This is a genomic window from Streptococcus sp. oral taxon 431 (assembly GCF_001553685.1).
GTDB lineage: Bacteria > Bacillota > Bacilli > Lactobacillales > Streptococcaceae > Streptococcus.
The window spans coordinates 2,115,480-2,135,419 of record NZ_CP014264.1 but is presented as its reverse complement, the minus strand read 5'-3'; the positions used below and the strand labels follow the sequence as shown (position 1 = coordinate 2,135,419).

At 40.4% G+C, this 19,940-nt stretch carries 36 protein-coding genes and 1 pseudogene; all 37 read left to right on the top strand.

Annotated elements, in window-relative coordinates; genetic code table 11:
- Positions 1-3: 3 nt before the first annotated feature.
- The 37 genes and pseudogenes from AXE83_RS11125 to AXE83_RS09970 all read left to right on the top strand — a co-directional run bounded on the left by AXE83_RS11125 (position 4) and on the right by AXE83_RS09970 (position 19,743).
- Positions 4-144: a hypothetical protein gene (locus AXE83_RS11125; protein ID WP_000521609.1), complete on the top strand. Its 141-nt coding sequence runs from the start codon at positions 4-6 to the stop codon at positions 142-144.
- A 37-nt stretch (positions 145-181) separates the two neighbouring features.
- Positions 182-682 carry a GNAT family N-acetyltransferase gene (locus tag AXE83_RS10145; RefSeq protein WP_060956310.1) on the top strand — a complete coding sequence of 167 codons (501 nt, stop codon included), beginning with the start codon at positions 182-184 and terminating at the stop codon, positions 680-682.
- A 4-nt stretch (positions 683-686) separates the two neighbouring features.
- A pseudogene (locus AXE83_RS11120) lies at positions 687-773 on the top strand (anaerobic ribonucleoside-triphosphate reductase activating protein); the annotation flags it as partial.
- 343 nt (positions 774-1,116) lie between these two features.
- Positions 1,117-1,617 carry a GNAT family N-acetyltransferase gene (locus tag AXE83_RS10135; protein WP_060956408.1) on the top strand — a complete coding sequence of 167 codons (501 nt, stop codon included), beginning with the start codon at positions 1,117-1,119 and terminating at the stop codon, positions 1,615-1,617.
- 4 nt (positions 1,618-1,621) lie between these two features.
- Positions 1,622-2,218, top strand: a complete 597-nt coding sequence (gene nrdG, locus AXE83_RS10130) for an anaerobic ribonucleoside-triphosphate reductase activating protein (protein WP_060956309.1) — start codon at positions 1,622-1,624, stop codon at positions 2,216-2,218.
- Positions 2,215-2,850, top strand: coding sequence for a uridine kinase family protein (locus AXE83_RS10125; RefSeq protein WP_060956308.1), 636 nt, complete (start codon positions 2,215-2,217; stop codon positions 2,848-2,850). The genes nrdG and AXE83_RS10125 overlap by 4 nt, the downstream gene beginning before the upstream one ends.
- Positions 2,851-3,114: 264 nt before the next feature.
- The gene (rpsJ, locus tag AXE83_RS10120) at positions 3,115-3,423 is read left to right on the top strand and encodes a 30S ribosomal protein S10 (protein ID WP_001284513.1); all 309 of its coding nucleotides are present in this window, start codon (positions 3,115-3,117) and stop codon (positions 3,421-3,423) included.
- An 82-nt stretch (positions 3,424-3,505) separates the two neighbouring features.
- The gene (rplC, locus tag AXE83_RS10115) at positions 3,506-4,132 is read left to right on the top strand and encodes a 50S ribosomal protein L3 (RefSeq protein WP_000160197.1); all 627 of its coding nucleotides are present in this window, start codon (positions 3,506-3,508) and stop codon (positions 4,130-4,132) included.
- Between the two features lie 24 nt (positions 4,133-4,156).
- Complete coding sequence (gene rplD, locus AXE83_RS10110) at positions 4,157-4,780, top strand: 50S ribosomal protein L4 (RefSeq protein ID WP_000024549.1); 624 nt, start codon at positions 4,157-4,159, stop codon at positions 4,778-4,780.
- Complete coding sequence (locus AXE83_RS10105; protein WP_001055347.1) at positions 4,780-5,076, top strand: 50S ribosomal protein L23; 297 nt, start codon at positions 4,780-4,782, stop codon at positions 5,074-5,076. The genes rplD and AXE83_RS10105 overlap by 1 nt, the downstream gene beginning before the upstream one ends.
- 17 nt (positions 5,077-5,093) lie before the next feature.
- A complete protein-coding gene (gene rplB, locus AXE83_RS10100) occupies positions 5,094-5,927 on the top strand; it encodes a 50S ribosomal protein L2 (protein ID WP_000512914.1) in 834 nt (277 codons plus the stop codon).
- Positions 5,928-6,030: 103 nt separating this feature from the next.
- Positions 6,031-6,312 carry a 30S ribosomal protein S19 gene (gene rpsS, locus AXE83_RS10095; RefSeq protein ID WP_000533766.1) on the top strand — a complete coding sequence of 94 codons (282 nt, stop codon included), beginning with the start codon at positions 6,031-6,033 and terminating at the stop codon, positions 6,310-6,312.
- 11 nt (positions 6,313-6,323) lie between these two features.
- Positions 6,324-6,668 carry a 50S ribosomal protein L22 gene (gene rplV / locus AXE83_RS10090; protein WP_000818137.1) on the top strand — a complete coding sequence of 115 codons (345 nt, stop codon included), beginning with the start codon at positions 6,324-6,326 and terminating at the stop codon, positions 6,666-6,668.
- Positions 6,669-6,680: 12 nt separating this feature from the next.
- Entirely contained in the window at positions 6,681-7,334 is a 654-nt protein-coding gene (gene rpsC / locus AXE83_RS10085) for a 30S ribosomal protein S3 (RefSeq protein WP_000529936.1), read from the top strand.
- A 3-nt stretch (positions 7,335-7,337) separates the two neighbouring features.
- A complete protein-coding gene (gene rplP / locus AXE83_RS10080) occupies positions 7,338-7,751 on the top strand; it encodes a 50S ribosomal protein L16 (RefSeq protein WP_000960948.1) in 414 nt (137 codons plus the stop codon).
- Between the two features lie 9 nt (positions 7,752-7,760).
- Positions 7,761-7,967 (top strand): 50S ribosomal protein L29, encoded by a 207-nt coding sequence (gene rpmC / locus AXE83_RS10075; protein WP_000772918.1) that lies wholly within the window; start codon positions 7,761-7,763, stop codon positions 7,965-7,967.
- 24 nt (positions 7,968-7,991) lie between these two features.
- Positions 7,992-8,252 carry a 30S ribosomal protein S17 gene (rpsQ, locus tag AXE83_RS10070; RefSeq protein WP_000440801.1) on the top strand — a complete coding sequence of 87 codons (261 nt, stop codon included), beginning with the start codon at positions 7,992-7,994 and terminating at the stop codon, positions 8,250-8,252.
- Between the two features lie 25 nt (positions 8,253-8,277).
- The gene (rplN, locus tag AXE83_RS10065; protein WP_000616548.1) at positions 8,278-8,646 is read left to right on the top strand and encodes a 50S ribosomal protein L14; all 369 of its coding nucleotides are present in this window, start codon (positions 8,278-8,280) and stop codon (positions 8,644-8,646) included.
- Positions 8,647-8,729: 83 nt separating this feature from the next.
- A complete protein-coding gene (gene rplX / locus AXE83_RS10060; RefSeq protein WP_000497691.1) occupies positions 8,730-9,035 on the top strand; it encodes a 50S ribosomal protein L24 in 306 nt (101 codons plus the stop codon).
- Between the two features lie 23 nt (positions 9,036-9,058).
- Positions 9,059-9,601 carry a 50S ribosomal protein L5 gene (gene rplE, locus AXE83_RS10055; RefSeq protein ID WP_000013542.1) on the top strand — a complete coding sequence of 181 codons (543 nt, stop codon included), beginning with the start codon at positions 9,059-9,061 and terminating at the stop codon, positions 9,599-9,601.
- A gap of 17 nt (positions 9,602-9,618) precedes the next feature.
- Positions 9,619-9,804 carry a type Z 30S ribosomal protein S14 gene (locus AXE83_RS10050; protein ID WP_001085697.1) on the top strand — a complete coding sequence of 62 codons (186 nt, stop codon included), beginning with the start codon at positions 9,619-9,621 and terminating at the stop codon, positions 9,802-9,804.
- A gap of 211 nt (positions 9,805-10,015) precedes the next feature.
- Positions 10,016-10,414 (top strand): 30S ribosomal protein S8, encoded by a 399-nt coding sequence (gene rpsH, locus AXE83_RS10045; protein ID WP_000245504.1) that lies wholly within the window; start codon positions 10,016-10,018, stop codon positions 10,412-10,414.
- Between the two features lie 225 nt (positions 10,415-10,639).
- Entirely contained in the window at positions 10,640-11,176 is a 537-nt protein-coding gene (gene rplF / locus AXE83_RS10040) for a 50S ribosomal protein L6 (protein WP_000086625.1), read from the top strand.
- 83 nt (positions 11,177-11,259) lie between these two features.
- Positions 11,260-11,616: a 50S ribosomal protein L18 gene (gene rplR, locus AXE83_RS10035; RefSeq protein WP_000624044.1), complete on the top strand. Its 357-nt coding sequence runs from the start codon at positions 11,260-11,262 to the stop codon at positions 11,614-11,616.
- A gap of 17 nt (positions 11,617-11,633) precedes the next feature.
- Entirely contained in the window at positions 11,634-12,128 is a 495-nt protein-coding gene (gene rpsE, locus AXE83_RS10030) for a 30S ribosomal protein S5 (protein ID WP_000874203.1), read from the top strand.
- A gap of 13 nt (positions 12,129-12,141) precedes the next feature.
- Positions 12,142-12,324: a 50S ribosomal protein L30 gene (gene rpmD / locus AXE83_RS10025; protein ID WP_000057241.1), complete on the top strand. Its 183-nt coding sequence runs from the start codon at positions 12,142-12,144 to the stop codon at positions 12,322-12,324.
- 146 nt (positions 12,325-12,470) lie between these two features.
- Entirely contained in the window at positions 12,471-12,911 is a 441-nt protein-coding gene (gene rplO, locus AXE83_RS10020) for a 50S ribosomal protein L15 (protein WP_000766079.1), read from the top strand.
- Positions 12,912-12,923: 12 nt separating this feature from the next.
- Positions 12,924-14,234, top strand: a complete 1,311-nt coding sequence (secY, locus tag AXE83_RS10015; RefSeq protein ID WP_060956307.1) for a preprotein translocase subunit SecY — start codon at positions 12,924-12,926, stop codon at positions 14,232-14,234.
- Between the two features lie 155 nt (positions 14,235-14,389).
- Positions 14,390-15,028 (top strand): adenylate kinase, encoded by a 639-nt coding sequence (locus AXE83_RS10010; RefSeq protein WP_060956306.1) that lies wholly within the window; start codon positions 14,390-14,392, stop codon positions 15,026-15,028.
- Positions 15,029-15,145: 117 nt separating this feature from the next.
- The gene (gene infA, locus AXE83_RS10005) at positions 15,146-15,364 is read left to right on the top strand and encodes a translation initiation factor IF-1 (protein WP_001029883.1); all 219 of its coding nucleotides are present in this window, start codon (positions 15,146-15,148) and stop codon (positions 15,362-15,364) included.
- Positions 15,365-15,388: 24 nt separating this feature from the next.
- The gene (rpmJ, locus tag AXE83_RS10000; protein WP_001808836.1) at positions 15,389-15,505 is read left to right on the top strand and encodes a 50S ribosomal protein L36; all 117 of its coding nucleotides are present in this window, start codon (positions 15,389-15,391) and stop codon (positions 15,503-15,505) included.
- A 17-nt stretch (positions 15,506-15,522) separates the two neighbouring features.
- On the top strand, positions 15,523-15,888 hold the full coding sequence (rpsM, locus tag AXE83_RS09995; RefSeq protein WP_000090783.1) for a 30S ribosomal protein S13: 366 nt from the start codon (positions 15,523-15,525) through the stop codon (positions 15,886-15,888).
- 17 nt (positions 15,889-15,905) lie between these two features.
- Positions 15,906-16,289: a 30S ribosomal protein S11 gene (gene rpsK / locus AXE83_RS09990; protein WP_001118385.1), complete on the top strand. Its 384-nt coding sequence runs from the start codon at positions 15,906-15,908 to the stop codon at positions 16,287-16,289.
- Positions 16,290-16,331: 42 nt separating this feature from the next.
- Positions 16,332-17,267 (top strand): DNA-directed RNA polymerase subunit alpha, encoded by a 936-nt coding sequence (locus AXE83_RS09985; RefSeq protein WP_000568996.1) that lies wholly within the window; start codon positions 16,332-16,334, stop codon positions 17,265-17,267.
- Positions 17,268-17,278: 11 nt separating this feature from the next.
- Positions 17,279-17,665 carry a 50S ribosomal protein L17 gene (gene rplQ, locus AXE83_RS09980; RefSeq protein WP_000331493.1) on the top strand — a complete coding sequence of 129 codons (387 nt, stop codon included), beginning with the start codon at positions 17,279-17,281 and terminating at the stop codon, positions 17,663-17,665.
- Positions 17,666-18,129: 464 nt separating this feature from the next.
- Positions 18,130-18,396, top strand: a complete 267-nt coding sequence (locus tag AXE83_RS09975; protein WP_000644115.1) for an ACT domain-containing protein — start codon at positions 18,130-18,132, stop codon at positions 18,394-18,396.
- 9 nt (positions 18,397-18,405) lie between these two features.
- The gene (locus tag AXE83_RS09970) at positions 18,406-19,743 is read left to right on the top strand and encodes a PFL family protein (RefSeq protein WP_060956305.1); all 1,338 of its coding nucleotides are present in this window, start codon (positions 18,406-18,408) and stop codon (positions 19,741-19,743) included.
- Positions 19,744-19,940 lie beyond the last annotated feature (197 nt).

The window sequence follows — 19,940 nt, the reverse complement described above, 5'->3', positions numbered from 1 at the left end:
AGAATGGGAAAATATCAATTAGACGATAAGGGCAAGGCCTTGGTTCAACGGTTCCACGAGAAACATTCAAAAGGTGGAGGCAATAAAAAAGACCGAGTGGCTAGCCTAAGAGAGCAATTTTTAAATAAGAATAAGAAAAAGTGAGAGTCCGCTCTCGCTTTTCTCTTAGTTGGAGGTAAAGATGATATTACGCAGGCCGACATTGGCGGATAAGGAAGCTGTTCTAGATGTGATAGAGGAGTTTAAAGAGACCCAATCGACCCACAATGGCGGATTTTGGGATATTGAGAATTTCTCTTACGAGGACTGGCTAGAAACTAGCCGAAATAAAGAAATGGGAATAGGATTGCTGGAAAATCGCGTTCCATCAATTCAGTTCGTATTGTTTGATAAATCAGGCTATGCTCTAGGTTTTTTGAATCTACGGCTGAGACTAAATGAGGGATTGCTGAATCATGCTGGCCATATTGGCTATTCCATCCGACCGTCTGAAAGAGGCAAGGGCTACGCCAAAGAGTCCCTCCGACAAGGTCTACAAATTGCTAAGGAAAAGAATATCAAACGAGCGCTTGTGACTTGTAGCACGGAAAATCCTGCCAGCCGAGCTGTTATCTTAGCTAACGGCGGTGTCTATGAGGATGTTCGAAATGGAACGGAGCGCTATTGGATAGAGTTGGAGTAGAAGGATGACATGGAATACACCAAAACCAGGAGAGTGGAAGAGTGAAGAACTCAGTCAAGGGCGCATCATTGACTATAAGGCTTTTAACTTTAAACAGTAGATGTTGTTAAACGAACTTGTGGCTATCTTGGAAACCCACAAGCTCGGCCAATGGTCAACGGACGTCATAAGGAAATTGCTGCGCGTGTCAAACACATGAACGGTTCTACTATCAAAACAGCAGGCCACGAAGTAAGAAATTAGAAAGAAAAAGAATGGGAAAATATCAATTAGACGATAAAGGTAAGGCCGTGGTCCAACGATTCCACGAAAAGCATTCGAAAGGTGGAAGCAGCAAAAAAGACCGAGTAGCTAGCCTTAGAGAACAGTTTTTAAACAAAAAACAAGAAAAAGTGAGAATTGCCTCTCGCTTTTCTTATAGCGGGGAGGGGAACATGGAACTACGCAGACCAAGATTAGCAGATAAAGAAACAGTTTTAGAGATGATGGCAGAGTTTGAAAAAAGCCAATCAGCCCACGATGGCGGATTTTGGGATACTGAGAATTTTGTTTACGAAGAGTGGTTGGAGACAAATATGCAAAAAGAAATGGGAATAAATTTGCCTGAAAATCGTGTTCCTTCTATTCAATTTGTATCATTTGATGCTGTAGGTCAAGCTCTAGGATTTTTGAATCTGCGATTGAGACTGAATGAGGGTTTACTGAATTATGCTGGCCACATTGGCTACTCCATTCGTCCATCAGAAAGAGGCAAGGGCTACGCCAAAGAGTCCCTCCGACAAGGTCTACAAATTGCCAAGGAAAAGAATATTAAACGAGCTCTGGTGACTTGTAGCACGGAAAATCCTGCCAGCCGAGCTGTTATTTTAGCTAACGGTGGTGTCTATGAGGATGTTCGTAATGGAACGGAGCGCTATTGGATAGAGTTGGAGTAGAAGGATGACATGGAATACACCAAAGCCTGGCGAGTGGAAGAGTGAAGAACTCAGTCAAGGGCGTATCATTGACTATAAGGCTTTTAACTTTGTCGATGGAGAGGGGGTACGCAATTCTCTCTATGTAGCAGGTTGTATGTTTCACTGCGAGGGCTGTTATAATATTGCGACCTGGTCTTTCAATGCTGGTATCCCGTATACGCCAGAGTTAGAAGAACAAATCATGGCAGATCTGGCCCAACCCTATGTTCAAGGATTGACTTTATTAGGAGGAGAGCCTTTCCTCAATACAGGTATAATCTTACCTCTCGTAAAACGCATTCGTAAGGAATTGCCAGAAAAAGATATCTGGTCCTGGACGGGCTACACTTGGGAAGAAATGATGCTGGAGACTCCAGACAAACTGGAACTCTTGTCGTTGATTGATATCCTGGTCGATGGTCGTTATGATAAAAGCAAGCGCAATCTCATGCTCCAGTTCCGAGGCTCTTCTAATCAGCGGATTATAGATGTGCAAAAATCTCTGCAAAGTGGAAAAGTAGTTATTTGGGACAAGCTTAATGATGGAAAAGAAAGCTATGAACAGGTGAAGAGAGAATGAAGAAAAAAGAGTTAGTAGAAAGACTAGTATCAGAAATAGAGTCTGGAAAAGTAAAAACGCTAGGTATCTACGGCCATGGAGCCTCAGGAAAATCAACTTTTGCTCAAGAATTGTACCAAGAACTTGATTCCCAAAAGGTAAATTTACTAGAAACAGATCCCTATATTACTTCGGAACGACATTTAGTGGTACCTAAAGAGACACCGGACCAAAAGGTGACAGCATGTTTACCAGTAGCGCATGAGCTGGCAAGTTTACAAAGAGATATCCTCGCTTTGCAGGCGGGTATGGATGTCTTGACAATAGAAGAACCTTGGAAGGCTAGTGAGATCTTATCGGGAGCAAAACCAATTCTGATAGTCGAAGGGATGTCTGTGGGTTTTCTACCAAAGGAACTCTTTGATAAAACTGTTTGTTTCTACACGGATGAAGAGACAGAATTAAAGAGACGTCTAGCTCGAGATACGACTGTGAGAAATGGCGATGCATCCTTTATATTGGCTAGTCAGCAGATGAGACGAGAGCAGTATCTACGATACTATAAAACAACCGAGTCAATGGCAGATATCTTGGTAGATCAATCAGATGATAAATTTCAAATTAAAACTAACATCATAACTAACATCATATAGAAGAAAAGTCAGATAATCCAGCACTTAAATATGCAAAATTATTAAAATGGAATAAGAAAACAGTTTCATCTAAAAAATTAAAAAAAATCTGTCAAATCCCTTGCAATCGCAGGGGCTTTGTGTTATTCTATTATGGTGCTGTAAATTACAGCTTTAGCTTTGATGCAAGAGGTTGCGACACGCTCGGTTGCATTGCCACGCAACGCGCGTCGGTTTTCTTGTGGAGCTAGCCTATTATCTTAAATAGACGAAAAGGAGAAAAAGATGGCAAACAAAAAAATCCGTATCCGTTTGAAAGCTTACGAACACCGTACGCTTGACACAGCGGCTGCTAAAATCGTAGAATCAGCTACTCGTACAGGTGCACAAGTTGCGGGTCCAATCCCACTTCCAACTGAGCGTAGCCTCTACACAATCATTCGTGCGACTCATAAATACAAAGACTCTCGCGAACAATTTGAAATGCGTACACACAAACGTTTGATCGATATCGTTAACCCAACTCAAAAAACAGTTGACGCTTTGATGAAATTGGATCTTCCAAGTGGTGTAAACGTAGAAATCAAACTTTAATTTAAAGCTTGATAACTTGAGCATAAAAAACGCTCGTTAAAAACTTTTTGAATAAAAAATATAGAAAAGGAACTATTTTCTCATGACAAAAGGAATCTTAGGGAAAAAAGTGGGAATGACTCAAATCTTCACTGAAGCTGGCGAATTGATCCCTGTAACAGTTATTGAAGCAACTCCAAACGTTGTTCTTCAAGTTAAAACTGTTGAAACAGACGGGTACAACGCTATCCAAGTTGGTTTCGATGACAAACGCGAAGTATTGAGCAACAAACCTGCTAAAGGACATGTAGCAAAAGCTAACACGGCTCCTAAGCGCTTCATTCGTGAATTCAAAAACGTTGAAGGCTTGGAAGTTGGTGCTGAAATCACAGTTGAAACTTTCGCAGCTGGAGATGTTGTTGACGTAACTGGTACTTCTAAAGGTAAAGGTTTCCAAGGTGTTATCAAACGCCATGGACAATCACGTGGACCTATGGCTCACGGTTCTCGTTACCATCGTCGTCCAGGTTCTATGGGACCTGTTGCACCTAACCGCGTATTCAAAGGTAAAAACCTTGCAGGACGTATGGGTGGCGACCGTGTAACAATTCAAAACCTTGAAGTTGTACAAGTTGTTCCAGAAAAGAACGTTATCCTTATCAAAGGTAACGTACCAGGTGCTAAGAAATCTCTTATCACTATCAAATCAGCAGTTAAAGCTGGTAAATAATAAGGAAAGGGGAATACAGTCAAAATGGCAAATGTAACATTATTCGACCAAACTGGTAAACAAGCGGGCGAAGTTGTTCTTAACGATGCAATCTTTGGTATCGAACCAAACCAATCTGTTGTGTTTGATGTCATCATCAGCCAACGTGCTAGCCTTCGTCAAGGAACTCACGCTGTTAAAAACCGTTCAGCCGTTTCAGGTGGCGGACGCAAACCATGGCGTCAAAAAGGAACTGGACGTGCTCGTCAAGGTTCTATCCGCTCTCCACAATGGCGTGGTGGTGGAATCGTCTTCGGACCAACTCCACGTAGCTATGCGTACAAACTTCCTCAAAAAGTTCGTCGCCTTGCACTAAAATCTGTTTACTCAGAAAAAGTTGCTGAAAACAAATTTGTAGCCGTTGATTCTCTTGAATTTACAGCTCCAAAAACTGCTGAATTTGCAAAAGTTCTTGCAGCTTTGAGCATCGATTCTAAAGTCCTTGTTATTCTTGAAGAAGGAAACGAATTCGCAGCTCTTTCAGCTCGTAACCTTCCAAACGTGAAAGTTGCGACTGCTACAACTGCAAGTGTTCTTGACATCGCAAATAGTGACAAACTTCTTGTTACTCAAGCAGCTATCTCTAAAATCGAGGAGGTTCTTGCATAATGAATTTGTATGATGTTATCAAAAAACCTGTAATCACTGAAAGCTCAATGGCTCAACTTGAAGCAGGAAAATATGTATTTGAAGTTGACACACGTGCGCATAAACTTTTGATCAAGCAAGCTGTTGAAGCTGCTTTCGAAGGTGTTAAAGTTGCAAATGTTAACACAATCAACGTAAAACCTAAAGCTAAACGTGTTGGACGTTACACTGGTTTTACTAACAAAACTAAAAAAGCTATCATCACACTTACAGCTGATTCAAAAGCAATCGAGTTGTTTGCTGCTGAAGCTGAATAATCTAAGGAGGAAATATCGTGGGAATTCGTGTTTATAAACCAACAACAAACGGTCGCCGTAATATGACTTCTTTGGATTTCGCTGAAATCACAACAAGCACACCAGAAAAAACTTTGCTTGTTGCTTTGAAGAACAAGGCTGGTCGTAACAACAACGGTCGTATCACTGTTCGTCACCAAGGTGGTGGACACAAACGTTTCTACCGTTTGGTTGACTTTAAACGTAACAAAGATAACGTTGAAGCAGTTGTTAAAACTATCGAGTACGATCCAAACCGTTCTGCAAACATCGCTCTTGTGCACTACACTGACGGTGTGAAAGCATACATCATCGCTCCAAAAGGTCTTGAAGTTGGTCAACGTATCGTTTCAGGTCCTGAAGCAGATATCAAAGTAGGTAACGCTCTTCCACTTGCTAACATCCCAGTTGGTACTTTGGTTCACAACATTGAGTTGAAACCAGGTCGTGGCGGTGAATTGGTTCGTGCTGCTGGAGCTTCTGCTCAAGTATTGGGACAAGAAGGTAAATACGTTCTTGTTCGTCTTCAATCAGGCGAAGTTCGTATGATTCTTGGAACTTGTCGTGCTACAGTTGGTGTTGTTGGAAACGAACAACATGGACTTGTAAACCTTGGTAAAGCAGGACGTAGCCGTTGGAAAGGTATCCGCCCAACAGTTCGTGGTTCTGTAATGAACCCTAACGACCACCCACACGGTGGTGGTGAAGGTAAAGCACCAGTTGGTCGTAAAGCACCATCTACTCCATGGGGCAAACCTGCTCTTGGTCTTAAAACTCGTAACAAGAAAGCGAAATCTGACAAACTTATCGTTCGTCGTCGCAACGAGAAATAATTTAAAACTAGTCGCTTAGGCAACTAGAAATTCCGCCAGCTCGGTAGCGCTCCTTGTGAGCGCAAGCCGCTGTGGTACAAAATTTAAAGGAGAAAATATAAAAATGGGACGCAGTCTTAAAAAAGGACCTTTCGTCGATGAGCATTTGATGAAAAAAGTTGAAGCTCAAGCTAACGACGAAAAGAAAAAAGTTATCAAAACTTGGTCACGTCGTTCAACGATCTTCCCAAGTTTCATTGGTTACACTATCGCAGTTTATGATGGACGTAAACACGTACCTGTTTACATCCAAGAAGACATGGTAGGTCACAAGCTTGGTGAATTCGCACCAACTCGTACTTACAAAGGTCACGCCGCAGACGACAAGAAGACACGTAGAAAATAAGGAGAACATAAATGGCAGAAATTACTTCAGCTAAAGCAATGGCTCGCACAGTACGTGTTTCACCTCGTAAATCACGTCTTGTTCTTGACAACATCCGTGGTAAAAGCGTAGCCGATGCAATCGCAATTTTGACATTCACTCCAAACAAAGCTGCTGAAATCATCTTGAAAGTTTTGAACTCAGCTGTAGCTAACGCTGAAAACAACTTTGGTTTGGATAAAGCTAACTTGGTAGTATCTGAAGCATTCGCAAACGAAGGACCAACTATGAAACGTTTCCGTCCACGTGCGAAAGGTTCAGCTTCACCAATCAACAAACGTACAGCTCACATCACTGTAGCTGTTGCAGAAAAATAAGGAGGTAAAATCGTGGGTCAAAAAGTACATCCAATTGGTATGCGTGTCGGCATCATCCGTGATTGGGATGCCAAATGGTATGCTGAAAAAGAATACGCGGATTACCTTCATGAAGATCTTGCAATCCGTAAATTCGTTCAAAAAGAACTTGCTGACGCAGCTGTTTCAACTATTGAAATCGAACGCGCAGTAAACAAAGTTAACGTTTCACTTCACACTGCTAAACCAGGTATGGTTATCGGTAAAGGTGGTGCTAACGTTGATGCACTTCGTGCTAAACTTAACAAATTGACTGGAAAACAAGTACACATCAACATCATCGAAATCAAACAACCTGATTTGGATGCTCACCTTGTTGGTGAAGGAATTGCTCGTCAATTGGAGCAACGTGTTGCTTTCCGTCGTGCACAAAAACAAGCAATCCAACGTGCAATGCGTGCTGGAGCTAAAGGAATCAAAACTCAAGTATCAGGTCGTTTGAACGGTGCAGATATCGCCCGTGCTGAAGGATACTCTGAAGGAACTGTTCCACTTCACACACTTCGTGCAGATATCGATTATGCTTGGGAAGAAGCAGACACTACATACGGTAAACTTGGTGTTAAAGTATGGATCTACCGTGGTGAAGTTCTTCCAGCTCGTAAAAACACTAAAGGAGGTAAATAACCAATGTTAGTACCTAAACGTGTTAAACACCGTCGTGAATTCCGTGGTAAAATGCGCGGTGAAGCTAAAGGTGGAAAAGAAGTAGCATTCGGTGAATACGGTCTTCAAGCTACAACTAGCCACTGGATCACTAACCGCCAAATCGAAGCTGCTCGTATCGCCATGACTCGTTACATGAAACGTGGTGGTAAAGTTTGGATTAAAATCTTCCCACACAAATCATACACAGCTAAGGCTATCGGGGTTCGTATGGGATCTGGTAAAGGGGCACCTGAAGGTTGGGTAGCACCAGTTAAACGTGGTAAAGTAATGTTTGAAGTTGCAGGTGTATCTGAAGAGATCGCTCGTGAAGCGCTTCGTCTTGCAAGCCACAAATTGCCAGTTAAATGTAAATTCGTAAAACGTGAAGCAGAATAAGGAGAAGGCATGAAACTTAATGAAGTAAAAGAATTTGTTAAAGAACTTCGTGGTCTTTCTCAAGAAGAACTCGCGAAGCGCGAAAACGAATTGAAAAAAGAATTGTTTGAACTTCGTTTCCAAGCTGCTACTGGTCAATTAGAACAAACAGCTCGCTTGAAAGAAGTTAAAAAACAAATCGCTCGTATCAAAACAGTTCAATCTGAAGCGAAATAATAGACTAGGGAAGGAGAAATTTCAATGGAACGCAATAATCGTAAAGTTCTTGTTGGACGTGTTGTATCTGACAAAATGGACAAGACAATCACAGTTGTAGTTGAAACAAAACGTAACCACCCAGTCTATGGTAAACGTATTAACTACTCTAAAAAATACAAAGCACATGATGAAAACAATGTTGCCAAAGAAGGCGATATCGTACGTATCATGGAAACTCGTCCGCTTTCAGCTACAAAACGTTTCCGTCTTGTAGAAGTCGTTGAAGAAGCGGTTATCATCTAATCAAACCTGAAAGGAGAAAACTGAAATGATTCAAACAGAAACTCGTTTGAAAGTCGCAGACAACAGCGGTGCACGCGAAATCTTGACTATCAAAGTTCTTGGTGGTTCTAAACGTAAATTTGCGAACATCGGTGATGTTATTGTGGCATCTGTAAAACAAGCTACTCCTGGTGGTGCGGTTAAAAAAGGTGACGTTGTTAAAGCAGTTATCGTTCGTACTAAATCAGGTGCTCGTCGTGCTGATGGTTCATACATCAAATTTGACGAAAACGCAGCAGTTATCATCCGTGAAGATAAAACTCCTCGCGGAACACGTATCTTTGGCCCAGTTGCACGTGAATTGCGTGAAGGTGGCTTCATGAAGATCGTGTCACTTGCTCCAGAAGTACTTTAATTTTCACAGAGCAAAAACAAACAAACACAGTCCCCTGGCCTAGCCAGGGTGCCCATTGGGCGTAAGAATAAAAGGAGAAAAAAATGTTTGTAAAAAAAGGCGACAAAGTTCGCGTAATCGCTGGTAAAGATAAGGGAACAGAAGCTGTTGTCCTTACTGCCCTTCCAAAAGTAAACAAAGTTATCGTTGAAGGTGTTAACATCGTTAAGAAACACCAACGTCCAACTAACGAACTTCCTCAAGGTGGTATCATCGAGAAGGAAGCAGCTATCCATGTATCAAACGTTCAAGTTTTGGACAAAAACGGTGTAGCTGGTCGCGTTGGCTACAAATTTGTAGACGGTAAAAAAGTTCGCTACAACAAAAAATCAGGCGAAGTGCTTGATTAATCACGAAGGAAAGGAGAAGTATAATGGCAAATCGTTTAAAAGAAAAATATCTTAATGAAGTAGTTCCTGCTTTGACAGAACAATTCAACTACTCATCAGTGATGGCTGTTCCTAAAGTAGATAAGATCGTTTTGAACATGGGTGTTGGTGAAGCTGTATCAAACGCTAAAAGCCTTGAAAAAGCTGCTGAAGAATTAGCACTTATCTCAGGTCAAAAACCACTTATCACTAAAGCTAAAAAATCAATCGCCGGCTTCCGTCTTCGTGAAGGTGTTGCGATCGGTGCAAAAGTTACCCTTCGTGGGGAACGTATGTACGAATTCTTGGATAAATTGGTTTCAGTTTCACTTCCACGTGTACGTGACTTCCACGGTGTTCCAACAAAATCATTTGACGGACGCGGAAACTACACACTTGGTGTGAAAGAACAATTGATCTTCCCAGAAATCAACTTCGATGACGTTGACAAAACTCGTGGTCTTGACATCGTTATCGTAACAACTGCTAACACTGACGAAGAGTCACGTGCATTGCTTACAGGCCTTGGAATGCCTTTTGCAAAATAATATAGGAGGTAAATCTAATGGCTAAAAAATCAATGATTGCTAAGAACAAACGTCCAGCGAAGTTCTCTACTCAAGCTTATACTCGTTGTGAAAAATGTGGTCGTCCACATTCAGTTTACCGCAAATTTAAACTTTGCCGTGTTTGCTTCCGTGAATTAGCTTACAAAGGACAAATTCCTGGTGTAACAAAAGCATCTTGGTAATATCATGATACAAAGAGCGTAACAACCCCAGCAAAAATAGGAGATTTGGTGCAGGAGAGATGCTCCAAGACAAATCTATCTTTTTTGCCCAGGTTGTAGCTCGTGTTCAAATGAGATTATCTTGTTTGAATGTGTCAATACTATCTGAGCCCAGCTCAATCATTAACTAGCAAGTGCAACTTGCAAACTACTAGTAAGAGGAGAAAATAAAATGGTTATGACTGACCCAATCGCAGACTTCCTAACTCGTATTCGTAACGCTAACCAAGCAAAACACGAAGTACTTGAAGTACCTGCATCAAACATCAAAAAAGGGATTGCTGAAATCCTTAAACGCGAAGGTTTTGTTAAGAACGTAGAAATCATCGAAGATGACAAACAAGGCATCATCCGTGTATTCCTTAAATACGGACCAAACGGTGAAAAAGTTATCACTAACTTGAAACGTGTTTCTAAACCAGGACTTCGTGTCTACAAAAAACGTGAAGACCTTCCAAAAGTACTTAACGGTCTTGGAATTGCTATCCTTTCAACTTCAGAAGGTTTGCTTACTGATAAAGAAGCTCGCCAAAAGAACGTTGGTGGGGAAGTTATCGCTTACGTTTGGTAATTCATGATGTGAGAGCGTTAAAAGAATGCAGTGAAAATAGGAAGTTTGTAGCAGGAGCGATGCTCCAAGACAAACTTATCTTTTTCACCGAATTCTTAGCTCGAACTCAAATCAAGATACAAAGTTCTTAGAGCGTGTTCGGTTCAGCTTTTGAACTAAATAAGTATCTTTAACCCCGTGAAAACTGGCCGTCATGGCCTGACAATTTAACAGGAGAATAAAAACATGTCACGTATTGGTAATAAAGTTATCGTGTTGCCTGCTGGTGTTGAAATCACTAACAATGACAACGTTGTAACTGTAAAAGGACCTAAAGGAGAACTTACTCGTGAGTTCTCAAAAGATATTGAGATTCGTGTGGAAGGTACTGAAGTAACTCTTCACCGTCCAAACGATTCAAAAGAAATGAAAACTATCCACGGAACTACTCGTGCTCTTTTGAACAACATGGTTATTGGTGTATCAGAAGGATTCAAGAAACAACTTGAAATGCGTGGGGTTGGTTACCGTGCACAACTTCAAGGATCAAAACTTGTTTTGGCTGTTGGTAAATCACATCCAGACGAAGTTGAAGCTCCAGAAGGAATTACTTTTGAACTTCCAAACCCAACAACAATCGTTGTTAGCGGAATTTCAAAAGAAGTAGTTGGTCAAACAGCTGCTTACGTACGTAGCCTTCGCTCACCAGAACCATACAAAGGTAAAGGTATCCGTTACGTTGGCGAATACGTTCGTCTTAAAGAAGGTAAAACAGGTAAATAATATTGAGTGGTTGATTTTCAGCCACCAATATCATTTCCAACTTTGTGCATAGCACACGATTTAAAACTAAAGAGGTGAAAACTGTGATTTCTAAACCAGATAAAAACAAACTCCGCCAAAAACGCCACCGTCGCGTTCGCGGAAAACTCTCTGGAACTGCTGATCGCCCACGTTTGAACGTATTCCGTTCTAATACAGGCATCTACGCTCAAGTTATTGATGACGTAGCGGGTGTAACGCTCGCAAGTGCTTCAACTCTTGACAAAGAAGTTTCAAAAGGAACAAAAACTGAACAAGCCGTTGCTGTCGGTAAACTCGTTGCAGAACGTGCAAACGCTAAAGGTATTTCAGAAGTGGTGTTCGACCGCGGTGGATATCTATATCACGGACGTGTGAAAGCTTTGGCTGATGCAGCTCGTGAAAACGGATTGAAATTCTAATAGGAGGACACTAGAAAATGGCATTTAAAGACAATGCAGTTGAATTAGAAGAACGCGTAGTTGCTGTTAACCGTGTTACTAAAGTTGTTAAAGGTGGACGTCGTCTTCGTTTTGCAGCTCTTGTAGTCGTTGGTGACCACAATGGTCGCGTAGGATTTGGTACTGGTAAAGCTCAAGAAGTTCCAGAAGCAATCCGCAAAGCAGTAGAAGATGCTAAGAAAAACTTGATCGAAGTTCCTATGGTTGGAACAACAATCCCACACGAAGTTATTTCAGAATTCGGTGGAGCTAAAGTATTGTTGAAACCTGCTGTAGAAGGTTCTGGAGTTGCCGCTGGTGGTGCTGTTCGTGCCGTTATCGAGTTGGCAGGTGTAGCTGATGTTACATCTAAATCTCTTGGCTCAAATACTCCAATCAACATTGTTCGCGCAACTGTTGAAGGTTTGAAACAATTGAAACGCGCTGAAGAAGTTGCTGCCCTTCGTGGTATTTCAGTTTCTGATTTGGCATAAGAAAGGGGATAAAATGGCTCAAATTAAAATTACTTTGACTAAGTCTCCAATCGGACGCATTCCATCACAACGTAAAACTGTTGTAGCACTTGGACTTGGCAAATTGAACAGCTCTGTTATTAAAGAAGATAACGCTGCAATTCGTGGTATGATCACTGCAGTATCTCACTTGGTAACAGTTGAAGAAGTAAACTAATGAAATTTTAGGGGATGTGCAGTATACCATCCCCTAAAACTAGATATAGTCATCTTTGATGACAAAGGTATAGGCGAGTTGATAGGAGAGACAACCTTTTCTCTCTTATCGGCGCTAGCATTTTACAAAAGAGGAGAAAATATATAATGAAACTTCATGAATTGAAACCTGCAGAAGGTTCTCGTAAAACTCGTAACCGTGTTGGTCGTGGTACTTCATCAGGTAACGGTAAAACATCTGGTCGTGGTCAAAAAGGTCAAAAAGCTCGTAGCGGTGGTGGAGTACGTCTTGGTTTTGAAGGTGGACAAACTCCATTGTTCCGTCGTCTTCCAAAACGTGGATTCACTAACATCAACGCTAAAGAATACGCAATTGTTAACCTTGACCAATTGAACGTCTTTGAAGATGGTGCAGAAGTAACTCCAGTTGTTCTTATCGAATCAGGAATTGTTAAAGCTGAAAAATCAGGTATCAAAATTCTTGGTAACGGTGAGTTGACTAAGAAATTGTCTGTAAAAGCAGCTAAATTCTCTAAATCAGCTGAAGAAGCTATCACTGCTAAAGGTGGTTCAGTAGAAGTCATCTAAGAGAGGTGACCTATGTTTTTTAAATTATTGAGAGAAGCCTTCAAAGTTAAGCAAGTTCGATCAAAAATTCTTTTTACAATTTTTATCGTCTTTGTCTTCCGTATCGGGACTAGCATTACGGTTCCATGGGTGAATGCCAATAGCTTGAATGCTTTGAGTGGTCTATCTTTTCTAAATATGTTAAGTTTGGTGTCTGGTAATGCCATGAAAAACTTTTCGGTTTTTGCACTTGGTGTTAGTCCATACATTACTGCTTCTATCGTTGTCCAACTCTTACAAATGGATTTATTACCAAAGTTTGTAGAGTGGGGTAAACAAGGGGAAGTTGGTCGTAGAAAATTGAACCAGGCAACACGATATATTGCCCTTGTTCTTGCATTCGTGCAATCTATCGGAATTACAGCTGGTTTTAATGCTTTATCTGGAGCCAAACTTTTGACTATTCCTCTAACACCACAAGTTTTCCTTGTGATTGGAGCAATCCTAACAGCGGGTAGTATGATTGTAACTTGGTTGGGAGAGCAAATTACTGATAAGGGTTATGGGAATGGTGTTTCCATGATTATCTTTGCGGGGATTGTTGCTTCAATTCCTGATATGATCAAGGGTATCTATGTTGACTATTTTGTCAACGTACCAAGCGACCGCTTGACTTCATCCCTCATTTTTGTTGCTATCTTAATCGTAGCAGTCTTATTAATTGTTTACTTTACAACTTATGTTCAACAAGCTGAATATAAGATACCAATTCAGTATACTAAGGTAGCACAAGGAGCACCGTCAAGTTCCTATCTTCCATTGAAGATTAACCCTGCAGGAGTTATTCCAGTTATCTTTGCTAGCTCAATTACAGCAGCACCAGCGGCAATTTTACAATTTGTAAGTGCATCTGGTCTTGATTGGGCCTGGGTACGTAGTGCTCAGGAGTTACTATCTACAACAGCTCCTACAGGTATCGCTTTGTACGCTCTGTTGATTATCCTCTTTACATTCTTCTATACATTTGTACAGATTAATCCAGAGAAGGCAGCAGAAAATTTGCAAAAGAGCGGTGCTTATATCCACGGTGTCCGTCCTGGTAAAGGGACAGAAGAGTATATGTCAAAACTTCTTCGTCGTCTCGCAACAGTCGGTTCCCTCTTCTTAGGTGTTATTTCTATTTTACCTATTGTAGCTAAGGATTTATTCGGTCTTTCAGAAGTAGTTGCTTTTGGGGGAACAAGTCTTTTGATCATTATCTCAACAGGTATTGAAGGAATTAAACAATTGGAAGGTTATTTATTGAAACGTAAGTATGTTGGTTTCATGAATACAACAGAATAATTGTAATAGAAAAGAAAATTCACTATTGCTCAGAGAGTGGAGTTTAAAAATCAAAGACCCTGTCAGATTTTTATCTCCTCTCTTCTATTTTGTTTTTAAATAGGAGTTGAAATGAATTTTTGCTTCTATTTAAAAATAAAAAAGGAGTTTGAATCATGAATCTTTTGATTATGGGCTTACCTGGTGCAGGTAAGGGTACACAAGCAGCAAAAATTGTTGAACAATTCCATGTTGCTCATATCTCAACAGGTGATATGTTCCGTGCGGCAATGGCTAACCAAACTGAAATGGGTGTCTTAGCTAAGTCTTATATCGACAAAGGCGAGTTGGTTCCAGATGAAGTTACAAACGGTATCGTTAAAGAACGTTTGGCTCAAGATGACATTAAGGATAAAGGATTCCTTTTAGACGGTTTCCCTCGTACCATTGAACAAGCATACGCTTTGGATCAAATTTTGGTAGACCTTGGTCTTGAACTTGAGGGTGTAATCAATATTGAAGTAGATCCATCATGTCTACTCGAACGTTTGAGTGGTCGTATCATTCACCGTGAAACTGGCGAAACTTTCCACAAAGTTTTCAACCCACCAGTTGATTACAAAGAAGAAGACTACTATCAACGTGAAGATGACAAACCTGAAACAGTAAAACGTCGTTTGGATGTCAATATTGCCCAAGGTGAACCGATTATTGCCCACTATCGTGCTAAAGGTTTGGTACATGATATTGAAGGTAATCAAGATATCAATGATGTCTTTGCTGATATCGAAAAAGTATTGACAAAATTGAAATAAAAGCGTTTTTCATGCTTGCAAAATGTCTCTACAAATGTTATACTGAGTTAGTCTGACTTATAATTGTTGTCTCTGTGTCTAGAGGCATCAAATCGAAATTTATGGAGGTACTTTTGCGTGGCAAAAGACGATGTGATTGAAGTTGAAGGTAAAGTAGTTGATACTATGCCGAATGCAATGTTTACGGTTGAACTTGAAAATGGACATCAGATTTTAGCAACAGTTTCTGGTAAAATTCGTAAAAACTATATTCGTATTTTAGCGGGAGATCGTGTTACTGTCGAAATGAGTCCATATGACTTGACACGTGGACGTATCACTTACCGCTTTAAATAATCGAAAAACTTGGAGGGATAAGAAATGAAAGTAAGACCATCGGTCAAACCAATTTGCGAATACTGTAAAGTAATTCGTCGTAATGGTCGTGTTATGGTAATTTGCCCAGCAAATCCAAAACACAAACAACGTCAAGGATAAGATAGAAAGGAGAAAACATGGCTCGTATTGCTGGAGTTGACATTCCAAATGACAAACGCGTAGTAATTTCATTGACTTATGTGTACGGTATCGGACTTCCAACATCTAAGAAAATCTTAGCAGCTGCTGGAATTTCAGAAGATGTACGTGTTCGCGATCTTACACCAGATCAAGAAGATGCTATCCGTCGTGAAGTGGATGCAATTAAAGTTGAAGGTGACCTTCGTCGTGAAGTTAACTTGAACATCAAACGTTTGATGGAAATCGGTTCATACCGTGGTATCCGTCACCGTCGTGGACTTCCTGTCCGTGGACAAAACACTAAAAACAACGCTCGCACTCGTAAAGGTAAAGCTGTTGCGATTGCTGGTAAGAAAAAATAATATAGGAGGTAAAAGTCTTGGCTAAACCAACACGTAAACGTCGTGTGAAAAAGAATATCGAATCTGGTATTGCTCATATTCACGCTACATTTAATAACACTATTGTTATGATTACTGATGTGCATGGTAATGCAATTGCTTGGTCATCAGCTGGTGCTCTTGGTTTCAAAGGTTCTCGTAAATCTACACCATTTGCTGCTCAAATGGCTTCTGAAGCTGCTGCTAAATCTGCACAAGAACACGGTCTTAAGTCAGTTGAAGTTACTGTTAAAGGTCCAGGTTCTGGTCGTGAGTCAGCTATTCGTGCTCTTGCTGCCGCTGGTCTTGAAGTAACAGCAATTCGTGATGTGACTCCAGTGCCACACAATGGTGCTCGTCCTCCAAAACGTCGCCGTGTATAATCATAACCTTACACTGCTTTTCGTTTAAGAGGGAGTAACTAAATGATCGAGTTTGAAAAACCAAATATAACAAAAATTGATGAAAATAAAGATTATGGCAAGTTTGTAATCGAACCGCTTGAACGTGGTTACGGTACAACACTTGGTAACTCTCTTCGTCGTGTACTTCTAGCTTCTCTTCCAGGGGCTGCTGTAACATCTATCAATATCGAAGGTGTATTGCATGAATTTGATACAGTTCCGGGTGTTCGCGAAGACGTGATGCAAATCATTCTGAACATCAAAGGTATTGCAGTAAAATCTTACGTTAAAGACGAAAAGATCATTGAACTAGATGTGCAAGGTCCTGCTGAAATTACAGCTGGAGATATCTTGACAGATAGCGACATTGAAATTGTAAATCCAGATCATTATCTCTTTACAATCGGTGAAGGTTCTTCTCTAAAAGCGACAATGACTGTTAACAGTGGTCGTGGATATGTACCTGCTGATGAAAATAAAAAAGATAATGCACCAGTTGGAACACTTGCTGTAGATTCTATTTATACACCAGTTACAAAAGTCAACTATCAAGTTGAACCTGCTCGTGTAGGTAGCAATGATGGTTTCGACAAATTAACCCTTGAAATCTTGACTAATGGAACAATTATTCCAGAAGATGCTTTAGGGCTTTCAGCACGTATCTTGACAGAGCACCTTGATTTGTTTACAAATCTTACAGAGATTGCTAAGTCAGCAGAAGTGATGAAAGAAGCTGATACTGAATCGGACGACCGTATCTTGGAACGTACGATTGAGGAACTTGACTTGTCTGTGCGTTCATACAACTGTTTGAAACGTGCCGGTATCAACACTGTGCATGATTTGACAGAAAAATCTGAAGCAGAGATGATGAAAGTAAGAAATCTTGGACGCAAGAGTTTGGAAGAAGTGAAAGTCAAACTCATTGATTTGGGTCTTGGATTAAAAGATAAATAAAGGAGGAATAAATGGCTTACCGTAAACTAGGACGCACTAGCTCACAACGTAAAGCAATGCTTCGCGATTTGACAACTGACCTTTTGATCAACGAATCAATCGTGACAACTGAAGCTCGTGCTAAAGAAATCCGTAAAACTGTTGAAAAAATGATTACTCTAGGTAAACGTGGTGATTTGCATGCACGTCGTCAAGCAGCTGCTTTCGTACGTAATGAAATCGCATCTGAAAACTATGATGAAGCAACTGATAAGTACACTTCTACTACAGCACTTCAAAAATTGTTCTCAGAAATCGCACCTCGTTATGCTGAGCGTAACGGTGGATACACTCGTATCCTTAAAACTGAACCACGTCGTGGTGATGCAGCGCCAATGGCAATCATCGAATTAGTATAAAATCATCAATTTTGTTGAGTGTTATGATGATGGAGTCTTGTGCTCTTAGTCTAGCTCTGGTCTACCGCTAGGACTTATGTCCTAGCGGGAACACTCATCATAAGATGATAAGGTAGACGCTTGTTTACGAAATTGTTTTTTACTAAAGAACAATTTCGTAAGCAGGCGTTTTTGAGTATTTTATTAAGAAATATGCTATACTATTTAAAACGAAAATCAACAATGTTCATTTTTTCAAAAATATTCTATAAAAAGGTTATGAGCTAATATACTATCAGTTTCAAGTTCTAAACTAGCGACTTGGTAAAAAATACTAGCCTGGTACAAGATCAACTAAGAGATTTTTTTAGGGTTTCAACTTGGATAATTGTTCACTATTAAGTGATTTAGTTACTCTATCCCTCTTTTTTATTTTGTTTTTGGCCGAAATGGATATCGTTCTGTGTTAGAAACGGAGTTTAATCATGAAAGCTATTATTACTGTTGTTGGTAAAGATAAATCTGGAATTGTTGCAGGTGTTGCGACAAAAATTGCTGAATTAGGCTTAAATATTGATGATATCTCACAAACAGTCCTGGATGAATTCTTTACAATGATGGCTGTGGTATCTAGTGATGAAAAACAAGATTTTACTCATCTTAGAAACGAATTTGAGGTTTTTGGTCAGACTTTGAATGTCAAAATCAATATTCAAAGTGCGGCTATTTTTGATGCTATGTACAATATCTAGGAGGTATTTATGGATATTAGACAAGTTACCGAAACAATCGCTATGATTGAGGAGCAAAACTTTGACATTAGAACCATTACCATGGGGATTTCCCTTTTGGACTGTATCGATCCAGATATCAATCGTGCTGCGGATAAAATATATGAAAAGATTACTACAAAAGCAGCTAATTTAGTGGCTGTTGGGGATGAAATTGCGGCTGAGCTGGGAATTCCCATCGTAAATAAACGGGTATCAGTTACTCCAATTTCCTTGATTGGTGCTGCTACCTATGCGACGGATTATGTAGTCTTAGCTAAAGCACTGGATAAAGCTGCGAAAGAAATTGGTGTTGACTTCATTGGTGGTTTTTCAGCCTTGGTACAAAAGGGTTATCAAAAAGGTGATGAAATCCTCATCAACTCTATTCCTCGTGCCTTAGCAGAAACAGATAAGGTTTGTTCATCAGTAAATATCGGTTCTACCAAATCGGGCATCAATATGACTGCAGTAGCGGATATGGGACGCATTATCAAGGAAACAGCTTCTTTATCTGATATGGGTGCGGCTAAATTGGTTGTATTTGCCAACGCGGTAGAGGACAATCCTTTTATGGCAGGCGCTTTTCATGGTGTAGGTGAAGCAGATGTCATCATCAATGTAGGTGTTTCAGGACCGGGTGTTGTCAAACGTGCCTTGGAAAAAGTTCGAGGTCAGAGCTTTGATGTTGTTGCTGAAACTGTTAAAAAAACAGCTTTCAAGATTACTCGTATTGGTCAATTGGTTGGTCAAATGGCTAGTGAGCGCCTCGGAGTTGATTTTGGGATTGTCGATTTGAGTTTAGCTCCAACTCCAGCAGTGGGTGATTCTGTAGCTCGTGTTCTTGAAGAAATGGGGTTAGAGACAGTTGGGACTCATGGAACGACTGCTGCCTTGGCTCTCTTGAACGACCAAGTTAAAAAAGGTGGAGTTATGGCTTGCAACCAAGTTGGTGGTTTGTCAGGTGCTTTTATTCCAGTTTCTGAAGACGAGGGGATGATTGCTGCAGTGCAAAACGGATCCCTTAATTTGGAAAAATTAGAAGCTATGACAGCTATCTGTTCAGTTGGTTTGGATATGATTGCCATTCCTGAGGATACACCTGCAGAAACGATTGCGGCAATGATTGCGGATGAAGCTGCTATCGGAGTCATCAACATGAAAACAACTGCTGTACGTATTATTCCAAAAGGAAAAGAAGGCGACATGATTGAGTTTGGTGGCCTTTTAGGAACAGCTCCAGTCATGAAAGTCAACGGTGCATCGTCTGTTGATTTCATTGCACGTGGAGGACAAATCCCAGCTCCAATCCATAGTTTTAAAAATTAAAAAGAAATTGAATCTGTTTAAGTTGGGTTTAAGGATAGACCTGTATACTACTATTATTAAATAAAGACCTCCTAACTTTATTTAATTAAAATCCTAACTTTTTCATAATAATCTCCTACAAAAGTCACTCCAAAGGGTGACTTTTGTTTTATCTCAAGAGAAAGTAGCATGTTCAAATTTGTAAATTTGTCAAAAAA

What these genes read in the sequence shown, in the direction of transcription:
- AXE83_RS10145 (WP_060956310.1), top strand. Translation starts at nt 182, where the DNA reads ATGATATTACGCAGGCCGACATTGGCGGATAAGGAAGCTGTTCTAGAT.
- rplC (WP_000160197.1), top strand. Translation starts at nt 3,506, where the DNA reads ATGACAAAAGGAATCTTAGGGAAAAAAGTGGGAATGACTCAAATCTTC.
- rpsE (WP_000874203.1), top strand. Translation starts at nt 11,634, where the DNA reads ATGGCATTTAAAGACAATGCAGTTGAATTAGAAGAACGCGTAGTTGCT.
- rplQ (WP_000331493.1), top strand. Translation starts at nt 17,279, where the DNA reads ATGGCTTACCGTAAACTAGGACGCACTAGCTCACAACGTAAAGCAATG.
- rpmJ (WP_001808836.1), top strand. Translation starts at nt 15,389, where the DNA reads ATGAAAGTAAGACCATCGGTCAAACCAATTTGCGAATACTGTAAAGTA.
- rpsS (WP_000533766.1), top strand. Translation starts at nt 6,031, where the DNA reads ATGGGACGCAGTCTTAAAAAAGGACCTTTCGTCGATGAGCATTTGATG.
- AXE83_RS10050 (WP_001085697.1), top strand. Translation starts at nt 9,619, where the DNA reads ATGGCTAAAAAATCAATGATTGCTAAGAACAAACGTCCAGCGAAGTTC.
- rplN (WP_000616548.1), top strand. Translation starts at nt 8,278, where the DNA reads ATGATTCAAACAGAAACTCGTTTGAAAGTCGCAGACAACAGCGGTGCA.
- rplO (WP_000766079.1), top strand. Translation starts at nt 12,471, where the DNA reads ATGAAACTTCATGAATTGAAACCTGCAGAAGGTTCTCGTAAAACTCGT.
- rplX (WP_000497691.1), top strand. Translation starts at nt 8,730, where the DNA reads ATGTTTGTAAAAAAAGGCGACAAAGTTCGCGTAATCGCTGGTAAAGAT.
- AXE83_RS10135 (WP_060956408.1), top strand. Translation starts at nt 1,117, where the DNA reads ATGGAACTACGCAGACCAAGATTAGCAGATAAAGAAACAGTTTTAGAG.
- AXE83_RS09975 (WP_000644115.1), top strand. Translation starts at nt 18,130, where the DNA reads ATGAAAGCTATTATTACTGTTGTTGGTAAAGATAAATCTGGAATTGTT.
- rpsJ (WP_001284513.1), top strand. Translation starts at nt 3,115, where the DNA reads ATGGCAAACAAAAAAATCCGTATCCGTTTGAAAGCTTACGAACACCGT.
- AXE83_RS10125 (WP_060956308.1), top strand. Translation starts at nt 2,215, where the DNA reads ATGAAGAAAAAAGAGTTAGTAGAAAGACTAGTATCAGAAATAGAGTCT.
- rplE (WP_000013542.1), top strand. Translation starts at nt 9,059, where the DNA reads ATGGCAAATCGTTTAAAAGAAAAATATCTTAATGAAGTAGTTCCTGCT.
- rplP (WP_000960948.1), top strand. Translation starts at nt 7,338, where the DNA reads ATGTTAGTACCTAAACGTGTTAAACACCGTCGTGAATTCCGTGGTAAA.
- AXE83_RS10105 (WP_001055347.1), top strand. Translation starts at nt 4,780, where the DNA reads ATGAATTTGTATGATGTTATCAAAAAACCTGTAATCACTGAAAGCTCA.
- AXE83_RS10010 (WP_060956306.1), top strand. Translation starts at nt 14,390, where the DNA reads ATGAATCTTTTGATTATGGGCTTACCTGGTGCAGGTAAGGGTACACAA.
- AXE83_RS11125 (WP_000521609.1), top strand. Translation starts at nt 4, where the DNA reads ATGGGAAAATATCAATTAGACGATAAGGGCAAGGCCTTGGTTCAACGG.
- rplF (WP_000086625.1), top strand. Translation starts at nt 10,640, where the DNA reads ATGTCACGTATTGGTAATAAAGTTATCGTGTTGCCTGCTGGTGTTGAA.
- nrdG (WP_060956309.1), top strand. Translation starts at nt 1,622, where the DNA reads ATGACATGGAATACACCAAAGCCTGGCGAGTGGAAGAGTGAAGAACTC.
- rpsH (WP_000245504.1), top strand. Translation starts at nt 10,016, where the DNA reads ATGGTTATGACTGACCCAATCGCAGACTTCCTAACTCGTATTCGTAAC.
- AXE83_RS09970 (WP_060956305.1), top strand. Translation starts at nt 18,406, where the DNA reads ATGGATATTAGACAAGTTACCGAAACAATCGCTATGATTGAGGAGCAA.
- secY (WP_060956307.1), top strand. Translation starts at nt 12,924, where the DNA reads ATGTTTTTTAAATTATTGAGAGAAGCCTTCAAAGTTAAGCAAGTTCGA.
- rpmC (WP_000772918.1), top strand. Translation starts at nt 7,761, where the DNA reads ATGAAACTTAATGAAGTAAAAGAATTTGTTAAAGAACTTCGTGGTCTT.
- rplD (WP_000024549.1), top strand. Translation starts at nt 4,157, where the DNA reads ATGGCAAATGTAACATTATTCGACCAAACTGGTAAACAAGCGGGCGAA.
- rpsQ (WP_000440801.1), top strand. Translation starts at nt 7,992, where the DNA reads ATGGAACGCAATAATCGTAAAGTTCTTGTTGGACGTGTTGTATCTGAC.
- rpmD (WP_000057241.1), top strand. Translation starts at nt 12,142, where the DNA reads ATGGCTCAAATTAAAATTACTTTGACTAAGTCTCCAATCGGACGCATT.
- rplV (WP_000818137.1), top strand. Translation starts at nt 6,324, where the DNA reads ATGGCAGAAATTACTTCAGCTAAAGCAATGGCTCGCACAGTACGTGTT.
- AXE83_RS09985 (WP_000568996.1), top strand. Translation starts at nt 16,332, where the DNA reads ATGATCGAGTTTGAAAAACCAAATATAACAAAAATTGATGAAAATAAA.
- rpsM (WP_000090783.1), top strand. Translation starts at nt 15,523, where the DNA reads ATGGCTCGTATTGCTGGAGTTGACATTCCAAATGACAAACGCGTAGTA.